The sequence below is a fragment of the Enterococcus sp. S22(2020) genome (assembly GCF_020295385.1).
In the GTDB taxonomy this organism is placed as follows: domain Bacteria; phylum Bacillota; class Bacilli; order Lactobacillales; family Enterococcaceae; genus Enterococcus_L; species Enterococcus_L dunnyi.
Map to the genome: position 1 here is coordinate 378,323 of NZ_JACFUD010000003.1, position 26,218 is coordinate 404,540.

The following is a 26,218-nucleotide window of genomic DNA, read 5'->3' on the forward strand; positions in this document are numbered from 1 at the left end:
CAAAAAAAAGAAGCTTGTTTTCTCACTCAGCTTCTTTTTCTAATTTTTTCGCTAACTTTCTAAATGGGATCGTATTAGAAACATCATTGATCGAATACGATTCTAGTAAATTAACATTTTTTCTAAACTCGTTTGCTTCTATTGAAGATATCTTATCACATAATTCATATTCATCGATCACTTTTCGTTCTTCTTGATAACCAATCAATAGCTCTTTGACATAATTTGATTGAGAATGAACAATAAAGGAATCGATAAATGTTCCATCTTCTAAACGCTGTGCTAATTGTAGGCGGCTATCAATGAAGAAACGGATGATTTCATCGTCATAGACACCTTTTAAATTATCCAAACTCTTTAAAATAACTTCCGTATTTTGTAAGAAAACTTGTCGGACATTTTCTAATTCTTCTGATTGCAGCTCCCGTCTGTCTTCTTCATTTTTACGTGCAAAAAGAAAATTTGGATGAACGAAAAAAGCAACGATTTGCCGGACGAACAACAGCCAAAAACCAATAATTGAAAGAAGCTGTCGCGCAATGGATCGTTCCATTCTAGAAATCAGACGGGCATAAAGGCGATAGCCGTCAACGCCAATTTCTTTTTGACGAAAACTTTCTTCCAAACCATCACGCTCAATAGAAACGATCAAGGCCCGCAGTTCCTGAACTTCTTGTTTCTGATCAGAAGGCAGTTGACTGGTATACAGTTCTTTTAAGCGGTCTTGGTAATTCTCAATGACCACGTTCATTTCTACGTGAGGATCTTCTTTGTTGATAACTTTCAGTTTTTCAATCACTTCTTGCAACAAGGTGATTCCTTGAGGATTTATCTCCTCTACTTCTTCTGAATCTGTCAGAAAAGGTAATACTAAGATACCCCCAACTAGTGTAACTAAAATGACACAGGCCGTTATGAATAATAGTAAGGAACGTTCTTCAAACGTTTGCCCATTGATCGTGATCGGTAAAATAAAAATAGTGGCTAGACTGACCGTTCCTTTTACACCGCCAAACGTTAAAATCAACATTTCATTCATAGATTGCCAAAGATTTTTGATTCCTTTTTTTACACTATAAATCAAAACGATCGAAAGGAAGCGCGCAACAAATAACGTTACACTCAAAAGTAAAATGACCAGCATCAAAAAGCTGTTTGAATAGGTCTCGCTATTCCAAATCGGTGAAAATACTTGAGATAACTCGATCCCAAGAAATAAAAAGACTAACGCATTCAATGTAAATGTGATCGTGCCCCAGGTAGTCTCAGACACACTAGAAAGTTCTGCTTCAAATAACGATACTTTTTTGAAAGTCGCAGCTTGCATGACCCCAGCGACTACCGCAGCAATAATTCCTGAAACATTGAATAATTCTGCTACCATATAAGCTAAAAATGGCAGTAATAATTCTAATAATAAATACCCAGTTACATCTCTTGCTGATGCTTTTTCTAATATCATAACTATTTGTCTTTTGATCATCACTAAAATTGCACCAACGACAGCACCGCCAATACTTGAAACAATCAACATGATTCCTGCATCTGCTGCAGAAAAAGAGCCTGTAAGCAACGCAGCCAATGCAAATTGAAAGGCAGTAACGCCGGACGCGTCATTAATCAGTCCTTCACCTTCAAGAATGTGCATCGCTTTTTCCGGGATTTGAATTTTCCCTGATAATGAACCAACTGCCACGGCATCCGTAGGTCCTAAAGCTGCTCCCAAAGCAAAACACGCTGCAATCGGCAACGCTGGGAGAATTATATGTAAGGCCCAGCCAACACTGATCAGTGTGATCAGCACACCGAAGAATGCTAAAAACAAGATCACACTAAAATTTTTCAGTGTGGATGAAATATCATTTCTCTCACCTTCTCGAAATAACAAAGGTGCAATGATCATTACTAAAAATATTTCTGGTTCAAATACGATTTCATGCCCGATCTCAGTGATTCCGATCAGTACACCCACGATGATCTGTACGATCGGCAACGGAATGATCGGAAAGATACGGTTAAAGACATTAGAAAAAGTAATAGCAAAAGCAAATACAATAATTAAATAGACAAACTCCATCTTGTATCCCCCTTTGACTAATGGTTTTATTGATCGATTTGTTTTCCTAAATAACGAAGTAATTTCTCTTTTTTACAGCTGATTTTTTTCTCAATCAAGCCTAGTTCTTTTTCTCTATCACAAAGTTCCAGTTGTGCACGTCGAGCTTCCAAACGAAGCAAATCAGATTTAATGTGCTCAATCTTCTTATAGTTCAGGAAATTTTTCTTTTTAATATGGCGTTCCAGCTCTGCTTTTTTCTCTGGCGGCAACGCTTTATACTTTTCACGTAATTCAGCAAGCCGCTCTTCTATTTCTTTATGCACAATGATACTTCCTTTCAGAATTTCTCTGACACATTATAGCAAACTGTTGAGAAAATACCTATCAAAATTGATCATTATTTTGAAAAGGAAAGTTCTTTTACTCTTTTCTCTTAATAATTTAATAAAAGTGAAAACAACGTACCTTATTGCATACGCGATTTCACCTTTACTTGGCTATTACTTATTGATTTTCATCAACAAGTATGTTGATTTCTGCGTCTTCATTCAATCGGCCAGAGAGAAAGGTCAGCAATTCTTCTAATGGAATAGAAAATTTCAACATCGGACCTCTCCTGTCATCTTTGAAATAATTCAACCAAATTTCTTCTTCTTTTAACAACAAAGCCATCTTGTCGATCTCATGATACTCTATCCCTTTACGGTCAAAAGGTCCTAAGATCAAGCGATCATCTGAAAAGCCTTTTGCATCTAATAAGAAGCTTAAGACAAGTAAAATCGCAAGAAAACTGCGGATCCGCTGATCGAGAGTTTGTTCAACACTTAAAGCCAAAAATAAAATCAGCAAACTGACTATACTGATAAGAACATAAATAATTTTTTTCTTCACACTTTTGATCAGAATACTTTTTCTGACTAAAAACAAATAAACGTATAAAAGTACGACAAAAATGAAAAGTATTACAGTGAAAAAGTCGATAATCAAATCAAGCTCCTTTTTGATGAATAACCGCCTACATCAGAGACTATTCTTTATTATTTAATTCTGTTAATTTTTGATTGATTTTTTTTATTCTATCTTTACATGCGAGTATATCGCGGATCATCTGGTCTCTCTCGTCTCCAAGGGGCAAACGGTTGATCACCTGGTAATATGCAGCGAGCAGTTGAACCTGCTTCATTTTTTCTTTCTGTAACCGCTCTTCATTTAGATTCATCCACTCGCCTCCTTTTCTTTAAGTATACCTTACTTTTAAAGAAAAATGACTATCGAACCGTTATTTTTATTAAAAAATAGGATCTGTCTTCTATTTTAACATACTATTCATTATCTGTTGAATTATATGAAAAACATAGGATAAAGTAAAACGATCGATCCGTCTTACTTCATCCTATGTCACCTATTATTATTGAGCTGAGATACATAAACCAATTGCTTTTTCACCTAAATGTGTCCCAATAACAGGACCAAAATGACCGATTTCAATAATTGCATCAGGATATTGTTTTGCAAGCTTTGCTTTTTCTTCTTCAGCGACTGCCAAATTATTTGCATGGATCACATATAATTTTACTGGACGATCAATTTCTTTATCACGCATACCGATAATTTTTTCCGCTCGAGCAAAAGCTTTCTTAGTCGAACGAATTTTTTCAAACAGGACTATTTTCCCTTCTTCGAAGGTCAAAATCGGTTTGATTTTCAATAAACCGGCAATCAGTGCTGCTCCATTTGTCAAACGTCCGCCACGAACTAGATTATTTAGATCATCAACGATCAGATAAGCGTAAGTATTATCTCTAATAATATCCAATCGTGCAAAGATCTCTTCTAGGCTAGCGCCTTCTTGGACTAAATCAAGTGCGACCTCTACCATATGGCCCATCGGCACACTTGTGATCTTAGAATCATAAGGATAAAGAGTGATTCCTTTCACTGCATCTGTCAAAGAAAACAATGTATTGACAAAACCAGAAATTCCAGCAGAAAGATGAATACTGATGATCGTATCGTAGCCTTTTTCTGCAATCTTTTCATACAAATCGATGACTTCTCCTAAAGCTGGCTGAGACGTCGTTGGGAATTCTTTACTGCTATTCAATAAGCTGTAATATTCATCTGCTTCAATGTCGATTCCTTCGTTATATATTTTACCGTCCAAAATGACTGGGATCGGTATTACAAACAAATCAGGTGAATTCTTAATTCGCTCAGGTAAATAAGCGGTACTATCTGTCACAATAGCGATTTTCATTCTGTAACCTCGTTTCACTAATTTTACACGATATTATAAATATAGCATAGATTACCTGATATTTAAATAAAATAGTTATTGATCAAGAAAATTTTGTACAGCTGCACGGTTCATATCTGGATCGATTTGAAGCACGCTGCCAGCGTAATCATAATCGACGTTCTGCCAAGAATTTTCCACTGGAACTGTTAATCTTTCGATGCCGCTGCCGCCTTTTAAAAGAAGAGACGGACCATTTTTGATCATAAAACTAGTTGGAACATCGGTTGACATATATCCTACTAAACGCCCAAGCGATTCTGGTGTACGCAATAATGCTAATGGATTTTTCAACTGTCCCATCACTGCCGTCATCACTTGTTGTTGACGACGAACTCGGCCAAAGTCACCTTCTTCATCCATTCTAAAGCGTGAATATTGTAATAACGTATGCCCGTCCATCTTCTGACTGCCTTTAGCAATATCGACACCATCTAGATTCAAATCTTTTTCTGCATCTATTTTGACACCGCTAGGAAACATCGAGTCAACGATTTTTTCAAATGATTGAAAATCGACTTTTGCATAGTAATTACATTGGATATTAAAGTTTTCGGCTAAGGTTTGGCGAACTAACTCTGCACCACCTAAAGCGTAAGAAGCATTGATTTTATTATCATCATAGCCTGGAATATCAACAAAGGTATCACGCATGAAAGAAACCAACTTAGGTTTTTTAGAAGGTCCATCTAACTGTAGGACCATGATCGTATCTGCACGACCGCTATCTTCTCCCCGTGTATCACTTCCTAAAATCAAAATATTGTGAGCACCGTTGGAGCTTTTCACTCCATTAAATGTTTCAAGTTCTTCTTTGGGAAGAGAAGTATCATTTTCAGCATAAGACTTACCTTTGAAAAAGAAGCCAACAGCTAATACGATCAATAATAGCAATACAAGTAAAATTCTCTTCGGCCAACTAAACCTTTTTTTCTTTTTTGGTTTTTTAGGCGACTTTTCTTTTTTAAAAAAACGTTTCTTTTCATTCGGTTGATCCATAGGTTCATTTGAACGTGATTCTATTACCGGTTCTTTAAATGAATCGGACTCCTTGTAGGATGCTTCATCACTGGAATTTTTTTCTTTTCTTGGATTGAATGATTTTTTCTCTTCAATTGGTTTTGCTTTTTCATGGATATGTTTATAACGATCCACTCGGCTCATCATTTCCACCTCACTTAAATATTACAACACTAACAAGCATACCTTATTTTACACTAAAAGCCTAATGCTTCGTTAAAATTTTAACAAAAAAATAAAAAGACCTTTGCAGATCTTTTATACACCTTCTATCAAATGAACATTATAGTTACCGAATACTTTGACCGTTCCACCCATTAAACGCAGTTCCTCAAGTGCATAGTCAATCAATGATCGTGGTTGCTGGATATTGATATCGATAAGAAAGAAATACTCTCCCAAGGTTGTTTTTAGAGGTCTAGATTCGATTTTACTTAGATCAATCTCTCGCCAACTAAATACGGAAAGTGCTTTATGCAGCGCACCCGGCATATTATTCGGCATCGTCACAGCAATAGTCATCTTTTGGTTTTCGATAGCCAACGGCAAATGAACATCTTCAGCACCCAAGATCCAAAAACGTGTCTGATTGCTTGCAACATCTTGAATGTTTTCCCCAACAACAGCAAGTTCATATGTTTCTGCAGACTTTTTCGGTGCGATCGCCGCCATTTTTTGCTCCGGATGGTCAGCCACAAAACTCGCAGCATAAGCGGTTGAAGGTGTTGCTTCTAATCGAGCATTCGGAAAATACATCCGGATAAATTCTTGTGATTGAGCTAACGCCTGCGGGTGAGACAAAATCCGTGTTGTTTGCTGCCAATCTTGTTGGTTTGATTTAGCGACCATAAATTGTTGATAGATCGGCAGAACGATTTCACCGCCAACTGGAATCGTCGTCTGATGAAACAGATAATCTACTGTTGTATTGACAGAGCCCTCGATCGTATTCTCGATTGGTACAACGCCAAGATCGACTTCGCCAAATTCGACCCCTTTGATACAGGCTGGAATTGAATGAAAAGGAACCAATTCTTCTTGTGGAAAAGCTGTTTTTGCTGCATTATGTGTAAAAGAAGCTTCTGGTCCTAAAAAACCCACTCTCATTTGCTCACCTACTTATATTTTTTCTAGAATCTCTTGAACAATGCTTTCTGGTGTTCGATCACTTGTTGGAATGATCAGACTTGCACTTTCTTCATAAAATGGAATCCGTGGTTCAAAGATTTCTTGGATCTCCTCCGCTGTTTTTGATATGATCAAAGGCCGTACATTTTCCTGATCTTCTTTTAACCGGGAAAGAAAAGTTTCTGGTTCTGTTTTTAGATAAATGACCGGCGCCAATTGTTTCAATAATTGGCGGTTTTCTGGCTTTAAAACAATACCGCCGCCAGTAGAAATGATTTGTTCATGATCGATATAACGTTTCAATAATTTTGTTTCTTGATCTCTAAAGGCTTTTTCTCCATAAAGATCAAAATATTCCTGGATCGTCATTCCCAGTTCGATGACTAACTGTTCATCGAAATCGACGTGCTGCATTCCTGTTTTTTCAGCTAACAATTTTCCGACGGTCGTTTTTCCTGACCCCATGAATCCTATTAAAATGATACCTTTCATTTATATCACCGCCTATTGATACAACTTGTTTAAATCATCGAAAAAGGCTGGATAAGAAACGGAAATGGCTTCTGCTTTTTCAAGTTCAACAGTACCAGATTTAACTAAAAGCGCTGCGATCTGTAACATCATCCCGATTCGGTGATCCCCGTAACTAGTCACTTTTGCCCCATGTAACGGTGTCTTTCCATGGATGATCAATCCATCATCGGTAGGTTCGATCGAAGCTCCCATTTTGTTCAATTCTGTTGCTACAGCATCAATTCTATTTGTTTCTTTGACTTTTAATTCTTCCGCATCGCGAATGATCGTTGTTCCTTGTGCCTGTGTTGCTAAAAGAGCAATAACCGGTAATTCATCGATCAAACGAGGAATGATTTCTCCACCGATCTCGATCCCTTTTAAATCGCTTGTTTCAATAATCAGTTTGCCCGCTTTGTTTTCTTTATTACCAGTTTCTTCTACGGTTAGTTTACCACCCATTTGTTCAATGACCTCAAGAATACCCGTCCGAGTTGGATTCAATCCGACATTATTCAAAATGATTCGGCTATTTTCAATGATGGAGCCCGCAACAAGGAAAAAAGCAGCGGATGAAATATCTCCTGGGACATTTATCTCTTGACCAGTCAGTTTTTGCGGTCCTTTAATGCGAATTTCTTTGCCTGAAATTGCAATCTCACCGCCAAATTGACGAATCATATCCTCAGTGTGATCTCGCGTCTTTTCTTTTTCAATGATTACTGACTCGCCTTGCGCCTGCAGTGCTGCAAATAAAATAGCTGACTTGACTTGTGCACTAGCAACCGGCATTTGATAATGAATGGGTTTCAATGTTCTTGTGCCTTTGATCGTCAACGGTGGAAACTCTGTACCATCATGTCCAGAACATTCTGCTCCCATTTGATTGATGGGGAGCATCACTCGATTCATCGGACGCTTAGCTATGGAGTGATCACCGAATAATTCCGTACTGAAATCTGTTCCAGCTAAAATTCCGGTGATCAAGCGGATCGTTGTTCCAGAATTTCCTACATCGATTGCTTTTTTTGCTTGGGTCAAACCGGAAATTCCCTTTCCATGAACGGTAATTGTTTCGCCATCATCTTCAATCGAAACACCAAGATCTTGAAAGGCTTTTAGTGTACTTAAGCAATCATCACCACGCAGAAAATTCTTGATCGTTGTTTTCCCATTTGCAATCGCTCCGAACATAATACTTCTGTGAGAAATTGATTTATCGCTAGGTATATCGATTTCTCCATTCAATCCAATCTGGTTCACTACTAGTTCCAAAATATCCCTCCTTGATTTAACTATTTTCATACTTATTTTTCATAACATAAATAATTTGTTTGTTTTTCTATATATTCTTTGGCTGCTTCTACATCTTTTTGTCGTTTAAACGTCAATTGTAGAATACCATAAATATCTTCTCGTGTTTCAAGAATTTTTAAATTGATCAATGACAGTTCCGCTTTTCCTAGTAAGCCCGTGATTTCAGCAATCACACCTGGAACATCCGGTACATCTACAAACAGATCATGGAATGCCGGAATCGCCCCTTCTTTATGGACAGGCAGCTGGTTTCTCGTTTCTTTTGCCTCAAAGAAAAATTGAAAGATAGCTTCAGAATTTTCAGAAGCGATCCAGTCCGCCACTTGTGTCATTTCCTTTTGCCAAAGATGCATCAAGTCCAACAGCGCTTCTTTATTACTTAATAAAATATCTGTCCACATTTGCGGATCTGATGAAGCAATTCTCGTAATATCTCTGAAACCACCTGCAGCTAATTGCTTAGACCGAGGGTGTTCTTCATTAAATTGCTTACTTTGGTTCACTAAACCTGCAGCAATAATATGTGGAAGATGACTAAGCATCCCTGTGATTTGATCATGTTCTTCTGCTGTTAAAACGACAAATTTTGCTCTAGTCCCCTGCAGTAATTCCTGCAATTGTCGAACATTCTTTGCATTTGTTTGATCTGAGTTTGTGAGGATATAATAGGCATTCTCAAATAAATCTTCATCAGCTGCTGTTACTCCGGACTTGTGTGAACCAGCCATTGGATGACCGCCAATAAAAGAATCTAGTCCTAATGATCGGGCTTTAGCTACGATTTCTTTTTTTGTACTGCCGACATCTGTGATCACCACACCACTTTTAAGGTCTGCACTACTTAAAATTTCTAGTTGTGTTAAAGTACTTTTGACTGGGGTACATAAAAAAATTATATCCGCTTTGGCAGCTGCTTCTTTTAATGAATCCGCTTCTTGATCGATGATCTGCCTTTTCAAAGCAAAAGCCACCGAAGTTTCTTCTTTGTCTAAACCAATGATCGTTACTGAAGGATGTATTCTTTTGATACACAATGCTATAGAACTGCCAATCAATCCTAATCCAACAATTACTACTCTTTTTTTCATATCGTGTCACTCTCCACTTATTTTTTGATCAAAACGATTGAGTATAACGACGATATGCTGAAACCTCTTCTTTCATTTGTTCAAAGGCATCACTGCCAAATTTTTCAAGCATTGCTTGAGCAACTTCTGTTGCAACGACAGCTTCACAAACAACACTGGCAGCTGGGACAGCGGTGCTATCAGAACGTTCCACACTTGCTTTGTATGGCTCTTTCGTGTCGATATTGACACTTTGTAATGGTTTGTAGAGCGTTGGGATCGGCTTCATCACCCCTCTAACAATAATCGGCATACCGTTGGTCATTCCGCCTTCAAAACCGCCCAAATTATTTGATGTCCGAGTATATCCAGTTTGTTTATCCCAAACGATTTCATCCATGACTTGACTCCCCGGACGATTGCCCATTTCAAAACCGATACCAAATTCAACACCCTTAAAAGCATTGATACTCGTAACAGCTTGAGCAATTTTAGCATCTAGTTTCCGGTCCCATTGGACATAACTACCTAAACCAATCGGCACTCCGCCAACGATGACTTCAACAACTCCACCGATCGTATCTCCGTTTTTCTTAGTTTGATCGATCAAGTTTCGCATTTTTTCTTCAACCTCAGGATCTAACACTCGAACATCTGATTGTTCGGAGCGCTCACGGATTTCAGAAACAGTCAGATTTTCCGGGATTTCAGCTCTGATCCCGCCCAAAACAGCCACATGGCCAGCTACCTCGATATCCAGCTCTTTCAATAACTTTTTGGCAACAGCACCGATCGCGACACGCATCGTTGTTTCACGTGCTGAAGAACGCTCTAAAACATTTCTAAGATCGTCATGTTGATATTTGATTCCGCCAACTAAATCTGCATGCCCTGGTCTTGGTTTGTTGACACGACGAATTTTCTTTTCTTTTTCAGTCACTTCTTCAATAGACATAACTGAAGTCCAGTTCTTCCAATCTTTATTTTCAACGACTAACGTCACTGGCGATCCCAGTGTTTTGCCATGTCGAATACCAGATGTGATTTTCACTTGATCTTTTTCGATCAACATTCTGCCGCCGCGCCCATATCCGCCTTGTCTTCGCGCCAATTCAAAATTGATATCTTCAGGCGATAAAGGCATACCGGCTGGCAAACCTTCAATGATTGCTGTCAATTCTGGTCCATGAGATTCTCCTGCAGTAATAAAACGCATATCTATTCCTCCCTAGTCTAAATAACTCTTCATTTCTTCAATCGGCATACGAACGATCTTAGCTTCACCAATTGATTCTAATAAAATAATATTGATTTTCCCGCCGCGTGTCTTTTTGTCATGCGTCAATGCATTATACAGTGCTTGTTTGTCCCAATTTTTAGATGAAGTAGGCAAATGAAATTTTTGAATCATTTGGCTCAATTGTTCCGTTGTCCCTACAGGTGTCAACCCTTTTTGCTCTGCTATACGAGTAATTTGAAGCATCCCGATAGCTACTCCTTCTCCATGAGTCAACTTACCATAACCAGCTGTATTTTCCAATGCATGACCAATCGTGTGCCCAAAGTTTAGCAACAGTCGTACACCGTTATCAAGCTCATCTTCCTCTACAACTTTTCTCTTGATCTTACAGCAAGCTGCAATAATTTCAGTTGCATGAGCTAATAAGTCGTGTTCATCTTTTAAAGTAGCTAATTGCTGCCAAAGTTGTTTATCAGCAATTGCCGCAGATTTGATGATTTCAGCGATTCCTTCTTGAACGCGACGGACTTCCAATGTATTCAAGGTGTCTGGATCGATCAAAACGCCATCTGGCTGAGCAAATGTTCCAACTAGATTTTTTGCTTTAGATGTATTGACTGCTGTTTTGCCGCCGATACTGCTGTCAACTTGAGCCAACAAAGTAGTCGGCACTTGTAAAAAGTGCAGTCCGCGCATATAAGTCGATGCTACAAATCCGGCTAAATCACCGACCACACCTCCACCTAAGGCAATGATCCCATCACTTCTAGTTAAACCTTCCTCTGCTAAAAAGTCATATAGCTCAGCAGCGACTTTTAACGACTTGCTTTGCTCTCCAGCTTCTATAACAAACGTTGCTGCTTCAAATCCGGCATTCTTCAAACTTGTCTCAACCTGAGCTCCATATAAAGGCTGAACATTCGTATCAGTTATGATAACAACCTTTTGTGGAGACCAAATAGCCGCAGCCCATGAACCTATTTCAGTCAACAAGCCCTTTTCAATCGTCAAATCATAGAAATGATTTGGTAAGGTTACAGTCAATTTCATTTTCGTTCAACTCCTGTATTTGATTGGAAGAATGACCGTCTTGGAACATTCTGCCTTCTTTTTTTCGGATTAGTCTAATGCATTGATTTCCTTCATCGCTTTTTCCATGATATGCACTTCTTTCATCATACGCATGTATGTTTTTTCATTTAACGATTGTGGACCATCTGACCAAGCATTGACTGGATCTGGATGGATTTCAACGATCAAACCATCAGCACCAGCTGCAACACCTGCACGAGCCATTGGCGGAACGAGATCCCAAATACCTACCCCATGACTAGGATCGACGATGATCGGAAAATGGCTCAATTTTTTGATCAGCGGCACCGCACTTAAATCTAACGTATTTCGTGTAGCTGTTTCGTATGTCCGAATCCCACGTTCAATGAAAATCACATTAAAGTTACCTTGCGCCGCGATGTATTCAGCAGCATTCAACCACTCATCAATTGTACCAGATATCCCGCGTTTCAGACCAATCGGTTTTCCTGTTTTCCCAACTGCTTCTAACAGCTTAAAGTTTTGCATGTTTCTGGCACCGATCTGTAAGATATCACTGTATTCAGCTACCATATCGATATGCGCTTCATCCATTACTTCTGTGATGACTTTCATATCTAGTTCATCTGCTGCTTGACGAATGTATTTTAGCCCTTCTTCCTCCAAGCCTTGGAATGCGTATGGAGATGTTCTTGGTTTAAAAGCACCTCCGCGCAAAATAGTCGCGCCGCCAGCTTTAGCGATTCTAGCACATTCACGGATTTGATCCAGCCCTTCGATCGAGCAAGGACCAGCCATCATTGTCATGCTTCCGTCACCGATTTTTACCCCATCTACATCGACTATTGTATTTTCTGGGTGAAACTCACGACTTGTCAATTTGTAGGTCAAAGAAATTCTTACTGCATTTTCTACTCCATCATAGCTGTTAAACGCTACATCCTGCATTTTACGTGTATCTCCGACCAATCCAATGATCGTTTGTTCTTTTCCTTCGCTTAAATGGACCTCAAGTCCTTCTTTTTTTACGCGTTCAATCACTGATTTAATTTGTGCTTTCGTTGCTTCTGATTTCATGATTACGATCATTCTAATTCTCTCCTCTAGTTTCGTTCTTTTTATATATTCTCAATAATGGGTTTAACTAGTTCAATAGGTAATTCTTGTCCAGTCCATATTTTAAATGCTTCTGCTCCTTGATAAAGCAGCATTCCCAAGCCATTTGCAGTGTTTGCACCACGTAATCGTGCCTGCTTTAAAAATTCAGTTTCTCTTGGTGTATAAATAGCATCATAGACTGCTAAATCGGATCGGATAACTGAAAAATCTTGAATAGGCATCGCTTTTTCTAATGGTTTCATCCCAACAGAAGTTGTGTTCAATAGTAAAATACTTTCTTCGATATCTTTAGCTAAAGCTTGTTCGTCAGCCAAGTCATTTAAAATAATACTGCAACCCGTCTGTTCAGCGATGGCTTTTAACTTCAATTGAGCTTTTTCGTATGAAGGGCTTTTGCGGTTGTATACTGCAATTTCATTCACTCCATCCAGTGCTGCTTGTGCTATGATAGCCGCTGCCGCTCCGCCTGCTCCGAGAATGGTTATTTTTCGACCAATAATATTGACATTCATATCTGTTAGGCTTTTTAAAAAGCCGATGCCGTCCGTATTGTGGCCAATTAGTCGACCATTGTCATTTTTGATCGTATTGATCGCCCCGATCAATCGGGCCGACTCACTTAACTCATCCATGTAATCAACCGCTAAAATTTTATTCGGCATCGATAAATTGGCACCTAGCATATCTAAGTTTTTGATTGAATCGATCGCCCTTTCAAGACTACTTGTCCCAACATCAAAAGCTAGATATACAGCATCGATCCCTAATGCCTGAAATGCTGTATTATGGATCATTGGCGAAACACTATGTCGAGCCGGTGTGGCAAATAGTGCAGTCAACCTCGTATTTCCTGTAATTTTATTGCCCAACTCATCTCCTCCTCTAACAATCTTTTCAACAAAAAAAGGGTTCACGTAAATTTTCAGAAAAATCTACAGTGAACACCTTGCAAAAAAATAGGTAAAATAAAAGCCACTATAGATTTCTCATCTACGCGGCTGAAAGTCATCTCAAAATTCCCTAGCCATCATAGATACAAACGCGTCTGTTTGCATCCACAATGTTCATGAACACAAACTCATCTAAAATAGCTAAAGTAATAATTATTCAGTTGTAATTGGTTATGCTTCATGCTTGTCATATGAATCACTCCGTAACTGATTTATTTAAGAATTGTTCTTAGTATATACCTCAAATTTACAAGTGTCAACAATTTTTTTCGGGCATGTTTAAAACTGCCGTTCATTTTATCTGAATTTTCTTATTTTTCTAATTATTTCTGATCGTAAAATGAAGAGGCAAAACTATGAGATTTGCCTCTTCATTAGATCATTTACTATTAAAGCTCTTCACCATAAACATCATCAACTGTTTGTGTTGGATCGATCACGATATACAAGCTTTTTGTTTTTTCGCTGACTTTAGTTGATTGGTATACGTTGTCTAAACCTTCGTCAGTTTTGTCTTTATATGGGAAGTATACTAAGTCAGGTGTACCTGTTTTGTATAAAATTTCCATACGTTCAATATCTTCATATTTTAAGGCACGGGCGAACATACCTAATTCTAATCCACCAAGGTTGATGTCATGTGTTTGAACATGATCCCCTTCTTGGAAAATTTCGATTTTAAAGCCTTCACATGGATGGATTTCCATAAACTCGCTTCCGTGGATACGACCAAAACTTGTTGTAATTTGTTTGATCCATAGGTCTCCGATAAAGCGGCGTCCGATCGTCCATGTTTCACCATTTCTAAAATAAAACTTCAATCCTGTCATTTCTCTACTCATGATATAAGTCTCCTTACTAAAATATTTTATACATTTTTAAGTTTAGCATAACTTTTAAACTAGGTCACTCTATTCGCTTCATCATTTAGAAAGCGCTAATTTGCTTAAAAATACATCTGTTAAGATAACAGCTCTTTGATGCGTTCCAGAAGCTACGACTTGCTCATTGTCTAAAACCTCAAAAGAAAAGTCGACTTTAGATTTCTCTCTTGTTTCAACCTTGATATGAACGAAAATTTCAGCTCCTACTTTTGAAGGTCTTGAATGTTTCGCACTGATCATCGTACCGACTGACGATTCTTCTGGTGTCAATTCTTTAGCCAAGAAATCTTTGGCTGTATTTTCAACCATCGTGATCAATACAGGTGTTGCAAGAACATCTAGATCACCTGATCCGATCACTTTTGCAGTATCTTTTTGACTGACAATAAACGACTTAGAAAATTTTTCCATGGCGCTCACTCCTTCTCAAGATCGTCTTTTGCAAAAGAAAGTAATGCTTCCCGCGTATTTTCAACCTGTCCATCAACAACCGCTCTCTCGATCGTTTGAATTAGATCACCCAACCATTTTCCAGGCTTTTTGTCAAAAGACTTCATCAGGTCATTGCCTGTAATGGCTAGCTCTTTGCGATCATGGATAGGTAGACTTAAATATAGTTTACTTGCTTCTTCAATTTTACTCTTTTGGTTATAATAAAACAATAGTTTTTCAACGGATACAACCGCTTCTAATCCTAAATCGAACAAATCGATGGCTTGCCAATCAGCAACGAGACGTTTCTCTAAACCATATAATAATTGTTGTACTTCCTGAAGTAAATGATTGGAAAGCTTCCATGATTTTAAAAAGCTGCGCAGGTCATTTTCTTTTAGCCCGATCGTTTTGATCAGTAATGTCCACGCTTGTGCTTCCGTCTCTATCCTTCGTTCTGGGAAATCAGCAAACCTTAGTAAAGCGTCACCTGATTGTTTTAATCCTGGACAATATTGATAACATTCCGTCTCGACAAAAGGTAAGATTCCAGCTCGTCTATTTTTCCCTAATAACAATTTGCTGAACTCAACAGCGATCCGCTCCACCGAGATTTTTTCAAGTAACGAATGAAATTCTTGGATCGCAGCTAGAGTATTATCTTCAATCGAAAAATCAAGCTGACTGGCAAACCGTAAACCGCGCATCATACGTAAAGCATCTTCATGAAACCGTTCTTTCGGGTTTCCTACTGCTCGAATGATTTGCTGATTCAGATCTGACATACCATCAAATAAATCAATGATTTCACCTTCGACAGTCATTGCCAATGCATTGATCGTAAAATCACGTCGTTTCAGATCCTCTTTTAGTGTACGGACAAAAGTAACTTTGTCCGGTCTTCTATAATCTTGGTAGGTAGATTCCGTTCGAAAAGTCGTAATCTCATATTGTTCTTCGCCTACTAATATTAGAACCGTTCCATGATCGATCCCAACATCGATCGTCCGTTTAAATATTTGTTTGATCTCTTCTGGGTAAGCACTAGTAGCAATGTCTACATCATGAATTTCTTGACCTAATAAAGCATCACGAACACTGCCCCCAACAAAATAAGCTTCATATCCATGCGAGTGGATTTCTTTTAAAATATCAGATGATTTGATAAATTCATCTGGAACTAACTCTAATTTCATAGAAGATTTTCCAATCCATAAACTAATTTGTCTAAATGAATCACTTTTTCACAACCTAAAGCGACTCCAGTCATAAACGAGCTACGGTCATAAGAATCATGTCTAATCGTCAATCCTTCACCAACACCGCCAAATTGAACTTGCTGATGTGCGATCAATCCCGGCAAGCGCACACTATGGATTTTCATCCCATCAAAATCTGCGCCTCGTGCACCGGCAAGCAGCTCTTTTTCTTCTTGATGTCCTTGCGCTTTCTTTTGGCGAACTTCGCTCATCATTTCAGCTGTTTTAAGTGCAGTTCCGCTCGGAGCATCCAGCTTATTATCATGATGAAGCTCGATGATTTCCACATCTGGAAAATAGGCTGCCGCCTTTTGAGCAAACTGCATCATCAAAACTGCACCAACAGCAAAATTAGGAGCTATTAACCCACCGACTTTAAGTTCTTCAGAGAGTGTCGTTAATTCAGACAGTTGTTCTTCTGTTAACCCCGTCGTTCCAACTACTGGTGAAATGTGGTTTTCGATCGCAAAACGAGTATTTTCATAAGCAACTGCCGGAATAGTAAAGTCTATCCACACATCTGGCTTAACAGATACTACTTCTTTTTTATTTTTAAAAATAGGGACATCGATCCCTTTATATTCAGCTAATTCATTCAGATGATTTTTTTCCTCAAACGGATCTAATACACCTACTAATTCAAAATCATCATGGTCTAACACCATTTTGGTCGCTGTAGCGCCCATTTTCCCTTTGAAACCTGCTACTAACACTTTAATCATTTGTCTGACCATCCTTTCGTTCAAAACGATATTTGTCTCGCTGATTGAATTTTTCCATATTCTTTTGAAATGCTTCTGTTAAATCTATATCTAGAGAGTTGGCCATGATCATCGTCACAAACAATACATCTCCTAATTCTTCGGCAACTGTTTTTGGCTGCTCGTTTGCCTTTTTAGGCTTTTCACCATAATAGTGGTTGATTTCTCTTGCTAGTTCCCCGACCTCTTCAGTCAAACGAGCCATCTGACTCAATGGAGAAAAATAGCCTGTTTTAAATTGCTGGATATACGCATCGACTTCTTGCTGCATCGAGTACAATGACTGTTTATTCTCTTTCATTTTATCGCAACCTTTCTTACTCTATTCATCTTATCAAAAACTTTGTGATCTGGAAAGGTTCTACTTGTTGTTTTATCTGTAGAATGCTAAAGTGAGTACTGGATATAGACAACTTATCATAAAGAATAATAGCTAAATCTTGAGTTGTTAGGGAGTGGAGTTATGGAAGAAAAGAAATTTTATATGAAAGACGTTTTGCTGATTTTAGCCGGGACCTGCCTCTATGCGTTTGGTTTAGTTACTTTCAATATTGCAAATGACTTAGCCGAAGGCGGCGTGACAGGGATCACCTTGATTTTACGAGCATTATTTCATATTGATCCAGCATACTCAACGCTGATCATCAATATTCCACTGATTTTGATCGGTGGCAAAGTTCTTGGTAAACATTCATTTTATTATACTATTTTAGGAACGGTCTCTTTATCCGTTTTTTTATGGCTATGGCAACGTTTCCCGATCGACATTAATCTAGATCACGATTTGTTGATTGCCTCTTTACTTGCGGGGTTAGCTGCAGGCTTAGGCAGCGGTTTTGTCTATCGTGTTGGCGGAACCACTGGTGGAACAGATGTTATTGCTCGGATTTTAGAAAAGAATTATGGGGTCAGCATGGGACGCTCATTACTGATTTTTGATATTTTAGTCCTTGTTCTGTCACTAAGTTACATTGATGTTAAACGAATGATGTATACACTGATCGTATCGTTTGTATTTAGCCGCGTGGTTGATTCTGTGCTGGATGGAGCATATGCTGCAAAAGGGATGTTGGTCATTTCTGATCATACAGAAGATATCGGTGAAGTCGTTATGGCTATTTTAGAACGTGGTGTTACTTATTTGAATGGTCAAGGTGGTTACTCTCAGGGAGAGAAAAAAGTGCTTTATATGGTCGTTAGCCCAAGTGAATTGATGGAAATCAAACGAATCGTTCATGAACTGGATCCGAAAGCGTTCATCTCAGTCATCAATGTTCATGAGGCCATTGGTGAAGGCTTTACTTATGCCCGTCCAACTAAAACATTATTTAGAAAGAAAAAGGTCGTAAATTGACCTTAAAAGGAGTGAAGAAAAGGGCTAGCCTTTCGTTTCACTCCTTTTAATATTTATCATGAATTTTTCAAATGATTCAGTTCATCTGATAATTCAAGAAACGCTTCATAATTATCATCTTCCAACGCTAAATCAATTTGACTATACAATAAGTCGATTTTAGCTTGTTTTTCTTCTTGAGCAAAAAAAGTATTGATATTTTTCACGATCTCTTCACTGACCTGTTCATTCCAGCGAGCATACGGATTATCCTCCAAAATGGATAAATATTGGCTATTTTGCCAAGAACCATCGAATATGCATTCAATATACAGGGCTTCTTTCCAGTTCATACGAATTTCATGGAAAATCTGATCCGTATCTGTAAACTCTTTTCCTGAAAGAAATAAAATAATAGGATCGTCTTCCATTTCCTTTGATGTAACTTTTATTCCTCGCACCGCTTTATCTGCATGCTCAACAAAATGCACATTATTTAAAATCGCTTCATGGTTGATCAAATAATTCAAGATCCATAAAACTTCTCTTTGACTAAAAGAAACATTGTTCACTAACCAAAGTAAAAATTCTTTCTTATCAGAGACATTGACAAACATCGTCATCACCTATCTTTCTTCTATATCATCCAGTAATGATTGTGCTTCTGTATCACCAGGCTCATGGTGGAGATAATGCTGTAATAATTCCTTCGCTTTTTCCAACTGACCTTCTTCACGTAGAAATACCGCATATTCTTTCAAAAAATCAGGTTCGTGGTTAAGCTCTTGATATGCCTGCTCGTAGTGAACTTTTGCCAATGCAAATTCTTCCAGTTCATTATATGCATGAGCGAGATTCCATTCAGCATAAGGATGTCCTTGTTCTTCCATCTTTTGAACGACTTCGACAACTTCATCAAAGCGTTCTTCATTTAAATACAAATTACTTAAGGTAAGCAGCGTTTCATCTGTTTTTTCCCCAAGTTCTAGAGCTTTTTTCAATAACTCTTCTGCTTGTTCTGTATCATGTAGACGATAAGCATTTTCAGAAGCAAGATGGTATAAATCAACTTGAAATGGATTTTCTTTGATTCCTTCTGTCAAAACGCTTTGAGCTTCTTCAAGTTGTTCCTCTTCTTGTAACGCTTCCCCTAATGAAAGATACAACGACTGATAATGAGGATTTAAAGCTCTCAATTGCTGCAGCAATGCAATAGCTTTTTGATTTTCGTGCAGCTGTAAATACGTGAACGCAAGCTGAAATAGACGCTCATCTGTCTGCCCTTCTCCCAAAGCCTTTTCCAAGTAGGGAATAGCTTCTTCAAATTCACCAGTCATACTGTAACAGCTTCCAAGGCGTTCATTGATCGAAACTCCGGAAATTTCTGTTACTTGTTCTTCAAGCAGAGTAGTGTATGCTTCTACAGCTTCACCAAATTGTCCATTTACAAAATATAACTCGCCTAAAGCGAATAAAATAAGTGGTTCATTCGGTAAAATCTGTTGTGCTTCCTTCAATTTTGCTTCACTGACTTCTGGAATACCGATCACTTGATATAAATCTGCTGTAACAAGCAGGCTTTGAACATAGCTATCACTGTCTTTCGTTACTTTTTCTAAATATTCAAAGGCTTCATCGATCAAATTATTCTCGATCGCAATCTCTGCCAACGGAATATTTAATCCTTCCGCATCTGGGAAAATCGATAGTAAATGGTCAAAAATCAATTTTGCTTCTTCTAGGAAACCTAATGACAACAACTCTTCACCTAAATCTGCAAGAGTATCATCATCATCATCTTTTCTAATTGCTTCTGCAAGCATCAATTGCGCTTGCGCTAAATCATCTTCATGTAATGCTTGTAGCATTTTTTCGCTATATGTTGTCATCGTTCTGCCCTCTGATTTCGTTTATTATTCGTCTATATTGTTCAACAGTCTGTAACAAGTCTTCTGCTTTTGGCTTTTCAAGCTGATCACCATTGCCGATTTCGCTTAACAAAAGTGCCCGCTCTCCTCGGTCAACACAGGTCAAAATCCCTTCCACATAATCGCTAGTCAAAATTTGTTCTGGAAAATCGACAGGAAAGCCTAAGTGGATCAACCAGATGACAAAATTTTTATAATGAAAAGAAAAACCACTAATTTTCTGTGCCCAAAGTAACTGTAATAAACAACCTAAAAGACGCTTCATATTTCTAGATAAAAGATGTCCATTGGCTGCTTCAGAAAAGCCGTGCTCGAATAGTGTACCAAACTGATCGATTTTTTGTCCATCTATCTCATAATAATGAATCATTTCATTCAATAAAGCAGCAAATGACTGCTGATTTAATTTTGAACGATCATTATAGTTTTTAAAAAGGACTCTTAAATAATCATGACTTCGCACAATACCGCATCGGATAAAAATCAGAAAATCCACTAATTTTCCATCCCCATGGTCTGTGATCAGCGTATGATCATAGATAATTTGTTCTGGGAGCACTGTATTTTTTAATACAGGATGATTGCTTAGTTCTATTTCAGCATCACCAAGTAAGCTCTTACTAAGTGCACGAACTGATAAAGGGAGTAACCAGCAGGCCGATGTCAGCACTGAGGTACTGTGCAAAAAACTAGTCAATTGAATTACTCCTTCATTTCCGATACCTAAAAACAAGAAGTCCTGTTGCTGGTCAAAATCTGCGATAAACGTGAGAAGACTTTCAAGTTCATTCATATTATTGCAATGCGCATCATTCTTACAAATAAACCAATCGATCTCCTGTCCCTCATCAAAAAACTGAATAAATTTATCCGCAAACAAATCATAGTATCGTTGATTGGTGATCAAAAAAACATGTGTTGCCTTCACCGTCGTTGCTCTGAGCTGAGAAGCGAAGGTTTTTCCATATGTAATCGTGGTTTCTTGATCATTCTTTGCGTAAGTGAACTCCATCGCTGTCACCCCTCTTCTTTATTCTACCATTATTTGCCGGAAAACATAAAGAGGGAGGGACTATTTTCCCAAACGATCACTTTGACCCAATAATAATGCTTCTTTAGGGTTTCTTAAAGAACAGACATTATTGATTCACATTTCCCTACAAAATATTCCTTTTTCCAGCATATAAAATTCTCATATGCAACTTATAATAAAATTGCTTCAAAGAAAATGTATGATGTGGACTTTAGCGCACTCCTTAAACATACAACTTTCTAGGAGCATAGTGGTTCGATCTAATTTGAATAATTAGTCGCTTTAACTGTTCATAGGTAAACTTGTTTTTGACATAACTAATTATTCCTTATCCTTAAAAAACTGAGATAAATGCTGTCAACATCCATCTATTATGGAAGCAGCACTTATCTCAGCTTTTTATCATTCCAAAATAAAGAAAGAACCCCTGAATATCAAGGGTTCTAAGAACTGTCTTATTTAACAGCATCTTTCAAGGCTTTACCTGGTTTGAACGCAGGTACTTTACTTGCAGCGATTTGAATTTCTTTACCAGTTTGTGGGTTACGTCCTTTACGAGCCGCACGTTCGCGAACTTCAAAGTTACCAAAACCGATTAATTGAACTTTTTCACCTTTAGCAAGAGATTCTTGGATTGTTGAAAATACAGCATCCACTGCTGCAGTTGCGTCTTTTTTAGTTAGACCAGTTGAAGATGCAACGTTTTCGATTAATTCTGCTTTATTTGCCATGGATTATTTCACCTCCTCCACAAGGGATAGGATATCTAATAGATATCGAATTTACGTTCATTTTTGAGTGGTCCAAAAATGACGTACAAATATTGATTTGGTTCAATATTCTGTTATCACGATATCATAGGAAGCTTGTAATAGCAAGGTTTTTGATGCTTTTTAACCAGTTTTTTCAAAAAATGTCATTTTTTTTTAGAACTCAATGAATTTGTTTGTACATTTGAAAAAAGTGTGGTAAAATGCGCTATTTCCGTCTTCTTGGAATAATTTTGATCGGTGTTCCTTCAAAAGTGAATGCTTTTCGAATTTGATTTTCTAAAAAGCGTGCGTAAGAAAAATGCATCAATTCTTCTTCATTCACGAAAATCACGAAGGTTGGCGGTTTGATAGCCACTTGTGTAGCATAAAAAACTTTCAAACGTTTCCCTTTATCGGTCGGTGTTGGATTGATCGCGATCGCATCCATCACTACGTCGTTCAATAACGCTGACGGAATTCGTAGGTTTTGGTTCATGCTGACAGTTTCGATCAGCTCAGGCAGCTTATTTAAACGCTGCTTCGTTACAGCTGAAACGAAAATGATCGGTGCATAATCCAAATATTGGAATTCATCACGAATTTCTTCTTCAAAATCACGCATGGTATTTGTTTCTTTTTTCAACGTGTCCCATTTATTGACGACGATGATGATGCCTCGTCCAGCTTCATGTGCATAACCGGCAACTTTTTTATCTTGTTCACGAATACCTTCTTCCGCATTTAGAACCATCAAAACAATATCTGAACGTTCGATCGCACGCATCGCACGCATTACGCTATACTTTTCAGTACTTTCATAGACTTTTCCGCGTTTACGCATTCCTGCTGTATCGATCATCAGGAACTTTTGCCCATTTTCAGATTCAAAGTGTGTGTCGATGGCATCTCTCGTCGTGCCTTCAATATCAGAAACGATCACTCGTTCTTCACCTAAAATTGCGTTGATCAATGAGGATTTCCCTACATTCGGACGTCCAATCAGGCTAAACTTGATTATGCCTTCCTCTTCTTCTTCGATTTCAGTTGAAAAATGCTTAACTGCTTCATCCAGTACATCACCGATACCAAGTCCATGACTTCCTGAAATTGGAAATGGATCTCCTAATCCTAACGCATAAAACTCATAAATATCATTACGCATTTCTGGGTTATCGACTTTATTCACAGCCAAAATGATTGGCTTTTTACTACGGTATAAAATTTTTGCTACAAGTTCATCTGCATCTGTCACGCCTTCTCTGCCGCTGGCAACGAAAATGATGACATCGGCCTCTTCGATCGCGATTTCTGCCTGATGCTTGATTTGTTCCATAAACGGCTCGTCACTAAGATCGATACCACCTGTATCGATTATACTAAATTCGCGACCTAACCACTCTCCTGTGGCGTAAATACGGTCTCTGGTGACACCTGGTGTATCTTCAACGATAGAAATTCGTTCACCAGCTATACGGTTAAAAATCGTCGACTTTCCTACATTCGGGCGACCGACAATTGCAATTGTTGGATTTGCCATTCAAACTACCTCCTTGACAAGTTTTCAATCTTTACTAGTTTACCTAATGCCTGTCGAAGATGCAAGAAAAACTAGTGAAATATATGTTTAAAGATGAAAAAAGAACGGTACTGTATAAATGACTTCATTCGTCATTAATTACAGTACCGTTCAACTATCCCTGTCATTCTTCTAATGATCGATCATTCTATACCATAAGCTATACGTTTGATATTCATCAAATGACGTGCTGTTACATTATCCGTTGTACTACTGCCACCCATGGCACCACACCCTAAAGTCATCGAAGGTGCCAGTTTTGTCGTCGCTCCGATTGCGCCTAAAGCGCCAAGTGTATTGACTAAAATACGAGAGGCTTTCATTTCTAAACCAAACGTTTCCGCATTCGCATCCGTTGTCGTATGAAGAACAGCAGTATGACCTGTTCCTTCATTTGCTAGTAAAGCTTTACATGTATCGACACCTTCTTTGAAAGAAGTTACAGTATACAGCCCTAGGATCGGTGTTAGTTTCTCTCTAGAGTATGGATTGTGCCGACCGATCTCTGTCTGTTCTGAAATTAAAATACTGGTACTTGCTGGTACATTAATACCTACTAATTCCGCTACATCGACTGCACTTTTTCCAACTATTTCAGGATTCAGAGTGCCTGTCTCTCTCAAAATGTAACGGCTGACTTTAGCCGCTTCTTCCTCATTCATAAAATAAGCATTCTTCGCTTTTAATTGTTCAATGACGTCATTTTTGACAGATGCTTCCACGACTAAAGCCTGTTCTGAAGCGCAAATGATACCATTATCAAAAGTTTTACTGCTGACAATACAGTTTATTGCATGATTAATATCTGCAGAGTGATCGATCAATACAGGAACATTGCCAGGCCCTACACCAATTGCTGGATTTCCCGAGCTATAAGCTGCTTGGACCATTGCCTTGCCACCCGTCGCAAGAATCAAAGAGACATCCGGATGCTTCATTAAAGCTCCTGTTGCTTCTAAAGTGGGCTCTTTGATCACTTGAATCAAACCTGCCGGCGCGCCAGCAGCAACAGCTGCGTTTTCAATAATTTCAGCAGCTAATAAAATCGCATTCAATGCTTTCGGATGTGGTGAAAAAATAATTGCGTTTCCAGTTTTTAGAGCAATCAATGATTTAAAAATGACCGTTGCCGTTGGATTTGTTGATGGAATCAAGCCAGCAACCACTCCTAAAGGTATACCGATCTCGATGATTTTTTCCTGCTCAAGGCGATTGATGATTCCAACTGTCGCTAAATCTTTGATGCTCTCATACACTTGTTCACTTGCAAAAGTATTCTTGATTATTTTATCAGATACTTTCCCAAATCCTGTCTCTTCATTTGCCGCTATAGCCAATTTTTCTGCATTCTTTAGCGTAGCTTGGTAAACACTTCTAACAACCGCATCTACTTGTTCCTGCGTAAAGTGCTCGTACTTCTTTTGCGCATTTTTTGCTGTCTCAACAAGAGCTTCGATTTCTTTTACTTTGATTTCTTCTGTCATATCGGCCACCCCTTCTTTTTTAAACGCTTACAAATAGAGTTTAATCTATTTTAGCCAATTTGTTAGGGACAAATTTAAGAAGATTATGGACAATATTTACTTTTTCCTGTAATTATTTCACAAAGAATTACACTTGAAAGCGCTACTTATTCAATGTATGATAAGATTGTAAAATAAATTTCACAAAGAAATGAGGGTTTGTTTATGTGCCGACTATTGATTGTCAGTGATGATCTACAGGAGCAATCGATGCTTCAACAATCGATCAACGATTCTTTCATGAATATAAAAATCCTACCTCCAGCTACAACTAAAGTAGAAGCACTAAAAATCACAGAAGAATTTTTACCTGAGATTTTGTTGATTTCGATTGACCATTTGGACATCGACGGATTTATTGTGAAACGAAAAATAGTTCAAACTTTGCCGAATATCAAAGTGATCATTTTGACTGAACACGAGAGCTTTCAAAGCCTTCATCAGGCACTGCGCTGTGGAGTCATCGACTATTTACTTACACCCGTTGATTTTGATGAATTGAAAGTTGCGATCGACCGTTGTGTCAGATCCTTAAATCAAGTTTCACTCATGGATGTATTAAATAATAAACCAACTGTTTTAGCTAAAGAACAAATCAATACTATCTTAGATTATATCCACGAACACTATAATGAGGAGATCAACTTGACCACCTTAGCTGATATCATGCACCTAAATCGTCACTATGTCAGTCGCTTCTTTAAAGAAGCTGTTGGAATGAATTTCATTGATTATTTAACTGCTTATCGGATTGAAAAAGCGAAACAGCTATTGATGAAAACAGAGGAGTCTATTACTGAAATTTCAGGAACGGTCGGTTATATAGACTCAACCTATTTCAGTAAATTATTCAAGAAAAAAGTAGGACAATCGCCTCATCAATTTCGTAAACAGTATCATGGGGAACATACCCCAGCTGATTTAAGAATTATTTATCAATGAACAAAAAAAGTCCACGATAAAACTAGAAAACAG

27 protein-coding genes are annotated in these 26,218 nt (G+C 38.1%); 2 read left to right on the forward strand and 25 right to left on the reverse strand.

The window, feature by feature from the left end:
- Positions 1-22: 22 nt before the first annotated feature.
- The 19 genes from H3T55_RS07490 to H3T55_RS07580 form a co-directional block, all read right to left on the reverse strand.
- Positions 23-2,077, reverse strand: coding sequence for a cation:proton antiporter (locus tag H3T55_RS07490; RefSeq protein ID WP_087640064.1), 2,055 nt, complete (start codon positions 2,075-2,077; stop codon positions 23-25).
- A gap of 26 nt (positions 2,078-2,103) precedes the next feature.
- Positions 2,104-2,382, reverse strand: coding sequence for a hypothetical protein (locus H3T55_RS07495; RefSeq protein WP_087640063.1), 279 nt, complete (start codon positions 2,380-2,382; stop codon positions 2,104-2,106).
- A 181-nt stretch (positions 2,383-2,563) separates the two neighbouring features.
- Positions 2,564-2,950, reverse strand: coding sequence for a hypothetical protein (locus H3T55_RS07500; protein WP_225533973.1), 387 nt, complete (start codon positions 2,948-2,950; stop codon positions 2,564-2,566).
- A 136-nt stretch (positions 2,951-3,086) separates the two neighbouring features.
- On the reverse strand, positions 3,087-3,278 hold the full coding sequence (locus H3T55_RS07505; RefSeq protein WP_087640061.1) for a hypothetical protein: 192 nt from the start codon (positions 3,276-3,278) through the stop codon (positions 3,087-3,089).
- Between the two features lie 189 nt (positions 3,279-3,467).
- Entirely contained in the window at positions 3,468-4,316 is an 849-nt protein-coding gene (locus H3T55_RS07510; RefSeq protein ID WP_087640060.1) for a DegV family protein, read from the reverse strand.
- Positions 4,317-4,391: 75 nt separating this feature from the next.
- On the reverse strand, positions 4,392-5,519 hold the full coding sequence (locus tag H3T55_RS07515; RefSeq protein WP_225533974.1) for an LCP family protein: 1,128 nt from the start codon (positions 5,517-5,519) through the stop codon (positions 4,392-4,394).
- 114 nt (positions 5,520-5,633) lie between these two features.
- Positions 5,634-6,482, reverse strand: coding sequence for a prephenate dehydratase (pheA, locus tag H3T55_RS07520; RefSeq protein ID WP_225533975.1), 849 nt, complete (start codon positions 6,480-6,482; stop codon positions 5,634-5,636).
- A 12-nt stretch (positions 6,483-6,494) separates the two neighbouring features.
- Positions 6,495-6,995 carry a shikimate kinase gene (locus tag H3T55_RS07525; protein ID WP_225533976.1) on the reverse strand — a complete coding sequence of 167 codons (501 nt, stop codon included), beginning with the start codon at positions 6,993-6,995 and terminating at the stop codon, positions 6,495-6,497.
- A 12-nt stretch (positions 6,996-7,007) separates the two neighbouring features.
- On the reverse strand, positions 7,008-8,291 hold the full coding sequence (gene aroA / locus H3T55_RS07530; RefSeq protein ID WP_225533977.1) for a 3-phosphoshikimate 1-carboxyvinyltransferase: 1,284 nt from the start codon (positions 8,289-8,291) through the stop codon (positions 7,008-7,010).
- Positions 8,292-8,323: 32 nt separating this feature from the next.
- The gene (locus H3T55_RS07535) at positions 8,324-9,421 is read right to left on the reverse strand and encodes a prephenate dehydrogenase (RefSeq protein WP_225533978.1); all 1,098 of its coding nucleotides are present in this window, start codon (positions 9,419-9,421) and stop codon (positions 8,324-8,326) included.
- A 28-nt stretch (positions 9,422-9,449) separates the two neighbouring features.
- Positions 9,450-10,616 (reverse strand): chorismate synthase, encoded by a 1,167-nt coding sequence (aroC, locus tag H3T55_RS07540; RefSeq protein WP_225533979.1) that lies wholly within the window; start codon positions 10,614-10,616, stop codon positions 9,450-9,452.
- A 12-nt stretch (positions 10,617-10,628) separates the two neighbouring features.
- Positions 10,629-11,690, reverse strand: coding sequence for a 3-dehydroquinate synthase (aroB, locus tag H3T55_RS07545; RefSeq protein WP_225533980.1), 1,062 nt, complete (start codon positions 11,688-11,690; stop codon positions 10,629-10,631).
- 69 nt (positions 11,691-11,759) lie between these two features.
- Positions 11,760-12,782: a 3-deoxy-7-phosphoheptulonate synthase gene (gene aroF, locus H3T55_RS07550; RefSeq protein WP_087640052.1), complete on the reverse strand. Its 1,023-nt coding sequence runs from the start codon at positions 12,780-12,782 to the stop codon at positions 11,760-11,762.
- A gap of 29 nt (positions 12,783-12,811) precedes the next feature.
- Positions 12,812-13,681 (reverse strand): shikimate dehydrogenase, encoded by an 870-nt coding sequence (aroE, locus tag H3T55_RS07555; RefSeq protein ID WP_225533981.1) that lies wholly within the window; start codon positions 13,679-13,681, stop codon positions 12,812-12,814.
- Positions 13,682-14,151: 470 nt separating this feature from the next.
- The gene (locus H3T55_RS07560) at positions 14,152-14,604 is read right to left on the reverse strand and encodes a hypothetical protein (protein WP_010772458.1); all 453 of its coding nucleotides are present in this window, start codon (positions 14,602-14,604) and stop codon (positions 14,152-14,154) included.
- 81 nt (positions 14,605-14,685) lie between these two features.
- Positions 14,686-15,057, reverse strand: coding sequence for a thioesterase family protein (locus H3T55_RS07565; protein WP_225533982.1), 372 nt, complete (start codon positions 15,055-15,057; stop codon positions 14,686-14,688).
- Between the two features lie 5 nt (positions 15,058-15,062).
- Positions 15,063-16,274 carry a CCA tRNA nucleotidyltransferase gene (locus tag H3T55_RS07570; protein WP_225533983.1) on the reverse strand — a complete coding sequence of 404 codons (1,212 nt, stop codon included), beginning with the start codon at positions 16,272-16,274 and terminating at the stop codon, positions 15,063-15,065.
- The gene (dapB, locus tag H3T55_RS07575) at positions 16,271-17,059 is read right to left on the reverse strand and encodes a 4-hydroxy-tetrahydrodipicolinate reductase (protein WP_225533984.1); all 789 of its coding nucleotides are present in this window, start codon (positions 17,057-17,059) and stop codon (positions 16,271-16,273) included. Before dapB ends, H3T55_RS07570 begins: the two co-directional genes overlap by 4 nt.
- Positions 17,052-17,399, reverse strand: coding sequence for a nucleotide pyrophosphohydrolase (locus tag H3T55_RS07580; RefSeq protein ID WP_225533985.1), 348 nt, complete (start codon positions 17,397-17,399; stop codon positions 17,052-17,054). The genes dapB and H3T55_RS07580 overlap by 8 nt, the downstream gene beginning before the upstream one ends.
- Positions 17,400-17,561: 162 nt before the next feature.
- Here H3T55_RS07580 and H3T55_RS07585 point away from each other — a divergent pair, with 162 nt between their 5' ends.
- Positions 17,562-18,452 (forward strand): YitT family protein, encoded by an 891-nt coding sequence (locus tag H3T55_RS07585; RefSeq protein WP_225533986.1) that lies wholly within the window; start codon positions 17,562-17,564, stop codon positions 18,450-18,452.
- A 56-nt stretch (positions 18,453-18,508) separates the two neighbouring features.
- On the opposite strand, the gene H3T55_RS07590 is transcribed toward H3T55_RS07585, so the two are convergent.
- From H3T55_RS07590 to H3T55_RS07615, 6 genes are all read right to left on the reverse strand, one after another.
- Positions 18,509-19,048 carry a ReoY family proteolytic degradation factor gene (locus H3T55_RS07590; RefSeq protein ID WP_225534150.1) on the reverse strand — a complete coding sequence of 180 codons (540 nt, stop codon included), beginning with the start codon at positions 19,046-19,048 and terminating at the stop codon, positions 18,509-18,511.
- Between the two features lie 9 nt (positions 19,049-19,057).
- On the reverse strand, positions 19,058-20,320 hold the full coding sequence (locus tag H3T55_RS07595) for a tetratricopeptide repeat protein (protein ID WP_225533987.1): 1,263 nt from the start codon (positions 20,318-20,320) through the stop codon (positions 19,058-19,060).
- Positions 20,307-21,371 carry a hypothetical protein gene (locus H3T55_RS07600; protein ID WP_225533988.1) on the reverse strand — a complete coding sequence of 355 codons (1,065 nt, stop codon included), beginning with the start codon at positions 21,369-21,371 and terminating at the stop codon, positions 20,307-20,309. Before H3T55_RS07600 ends, H3T55_RS07595 begins: the two co-directional genes overlap by 14 nt.
- Positions 21,372-21,847: 476 nt before the next feature.
- Complete coding sequence (locus tag H3T55_RS07605) at positions 21,848-22,123, reverse strand: HU family DNA-binding protein (protein ID WP_010761417.1); 276 nt, start codon at positions 22,121-22,123, stop codon at positions 21,848-21,850.
- Between the two features lie 247 nt (positions 22,124-22,370).
- The gene (gene der / locus H3T55_RS07610) at positions 22,371-23,681 is read right to left on the reverse strand and encodes a ribosome biogenesis GTPase Der (RefSeq protein ID WP_087640043.1); all 1,311 of its coding nucleotides are present in this window, start codon (positions 23,679-23,681) and stop codon (positions 22,371-22,373) included.
- Positions 23,682-23,863: 182 nt separating this feature from the next.
- Complete coding sequence (locus H3T55_RS07615) at positions 23,864-25,204, reverse strand: aldehyde dehydrogenase family protein (RefSeq protein ID WP_225533989.1); 1,341 nt, start codon at positions 25,202-25,204, stop codon at positions 23,864-23,866.
- Positions 25,205-25,408: 204 nt separating this feature from the next.
- Between H3T55_RS07615 and H3T55_RS07620 the strand changes: the two genes are divergently transcribed.
- Positions 25,409-26,185 (forward strand): helix-turn-helix transcriptional regulator, encoded by a 777-nt coding sequence (locus H3T55_RS07620; protein ID WP_225533990.1) that lies wholly within the window; start codon positions 25,409-25,411, stop codon positions 26,183-26,185.
- The last annotated feature ends 33 nt before the right edge of the window (positions 26,186-26,218 follow it).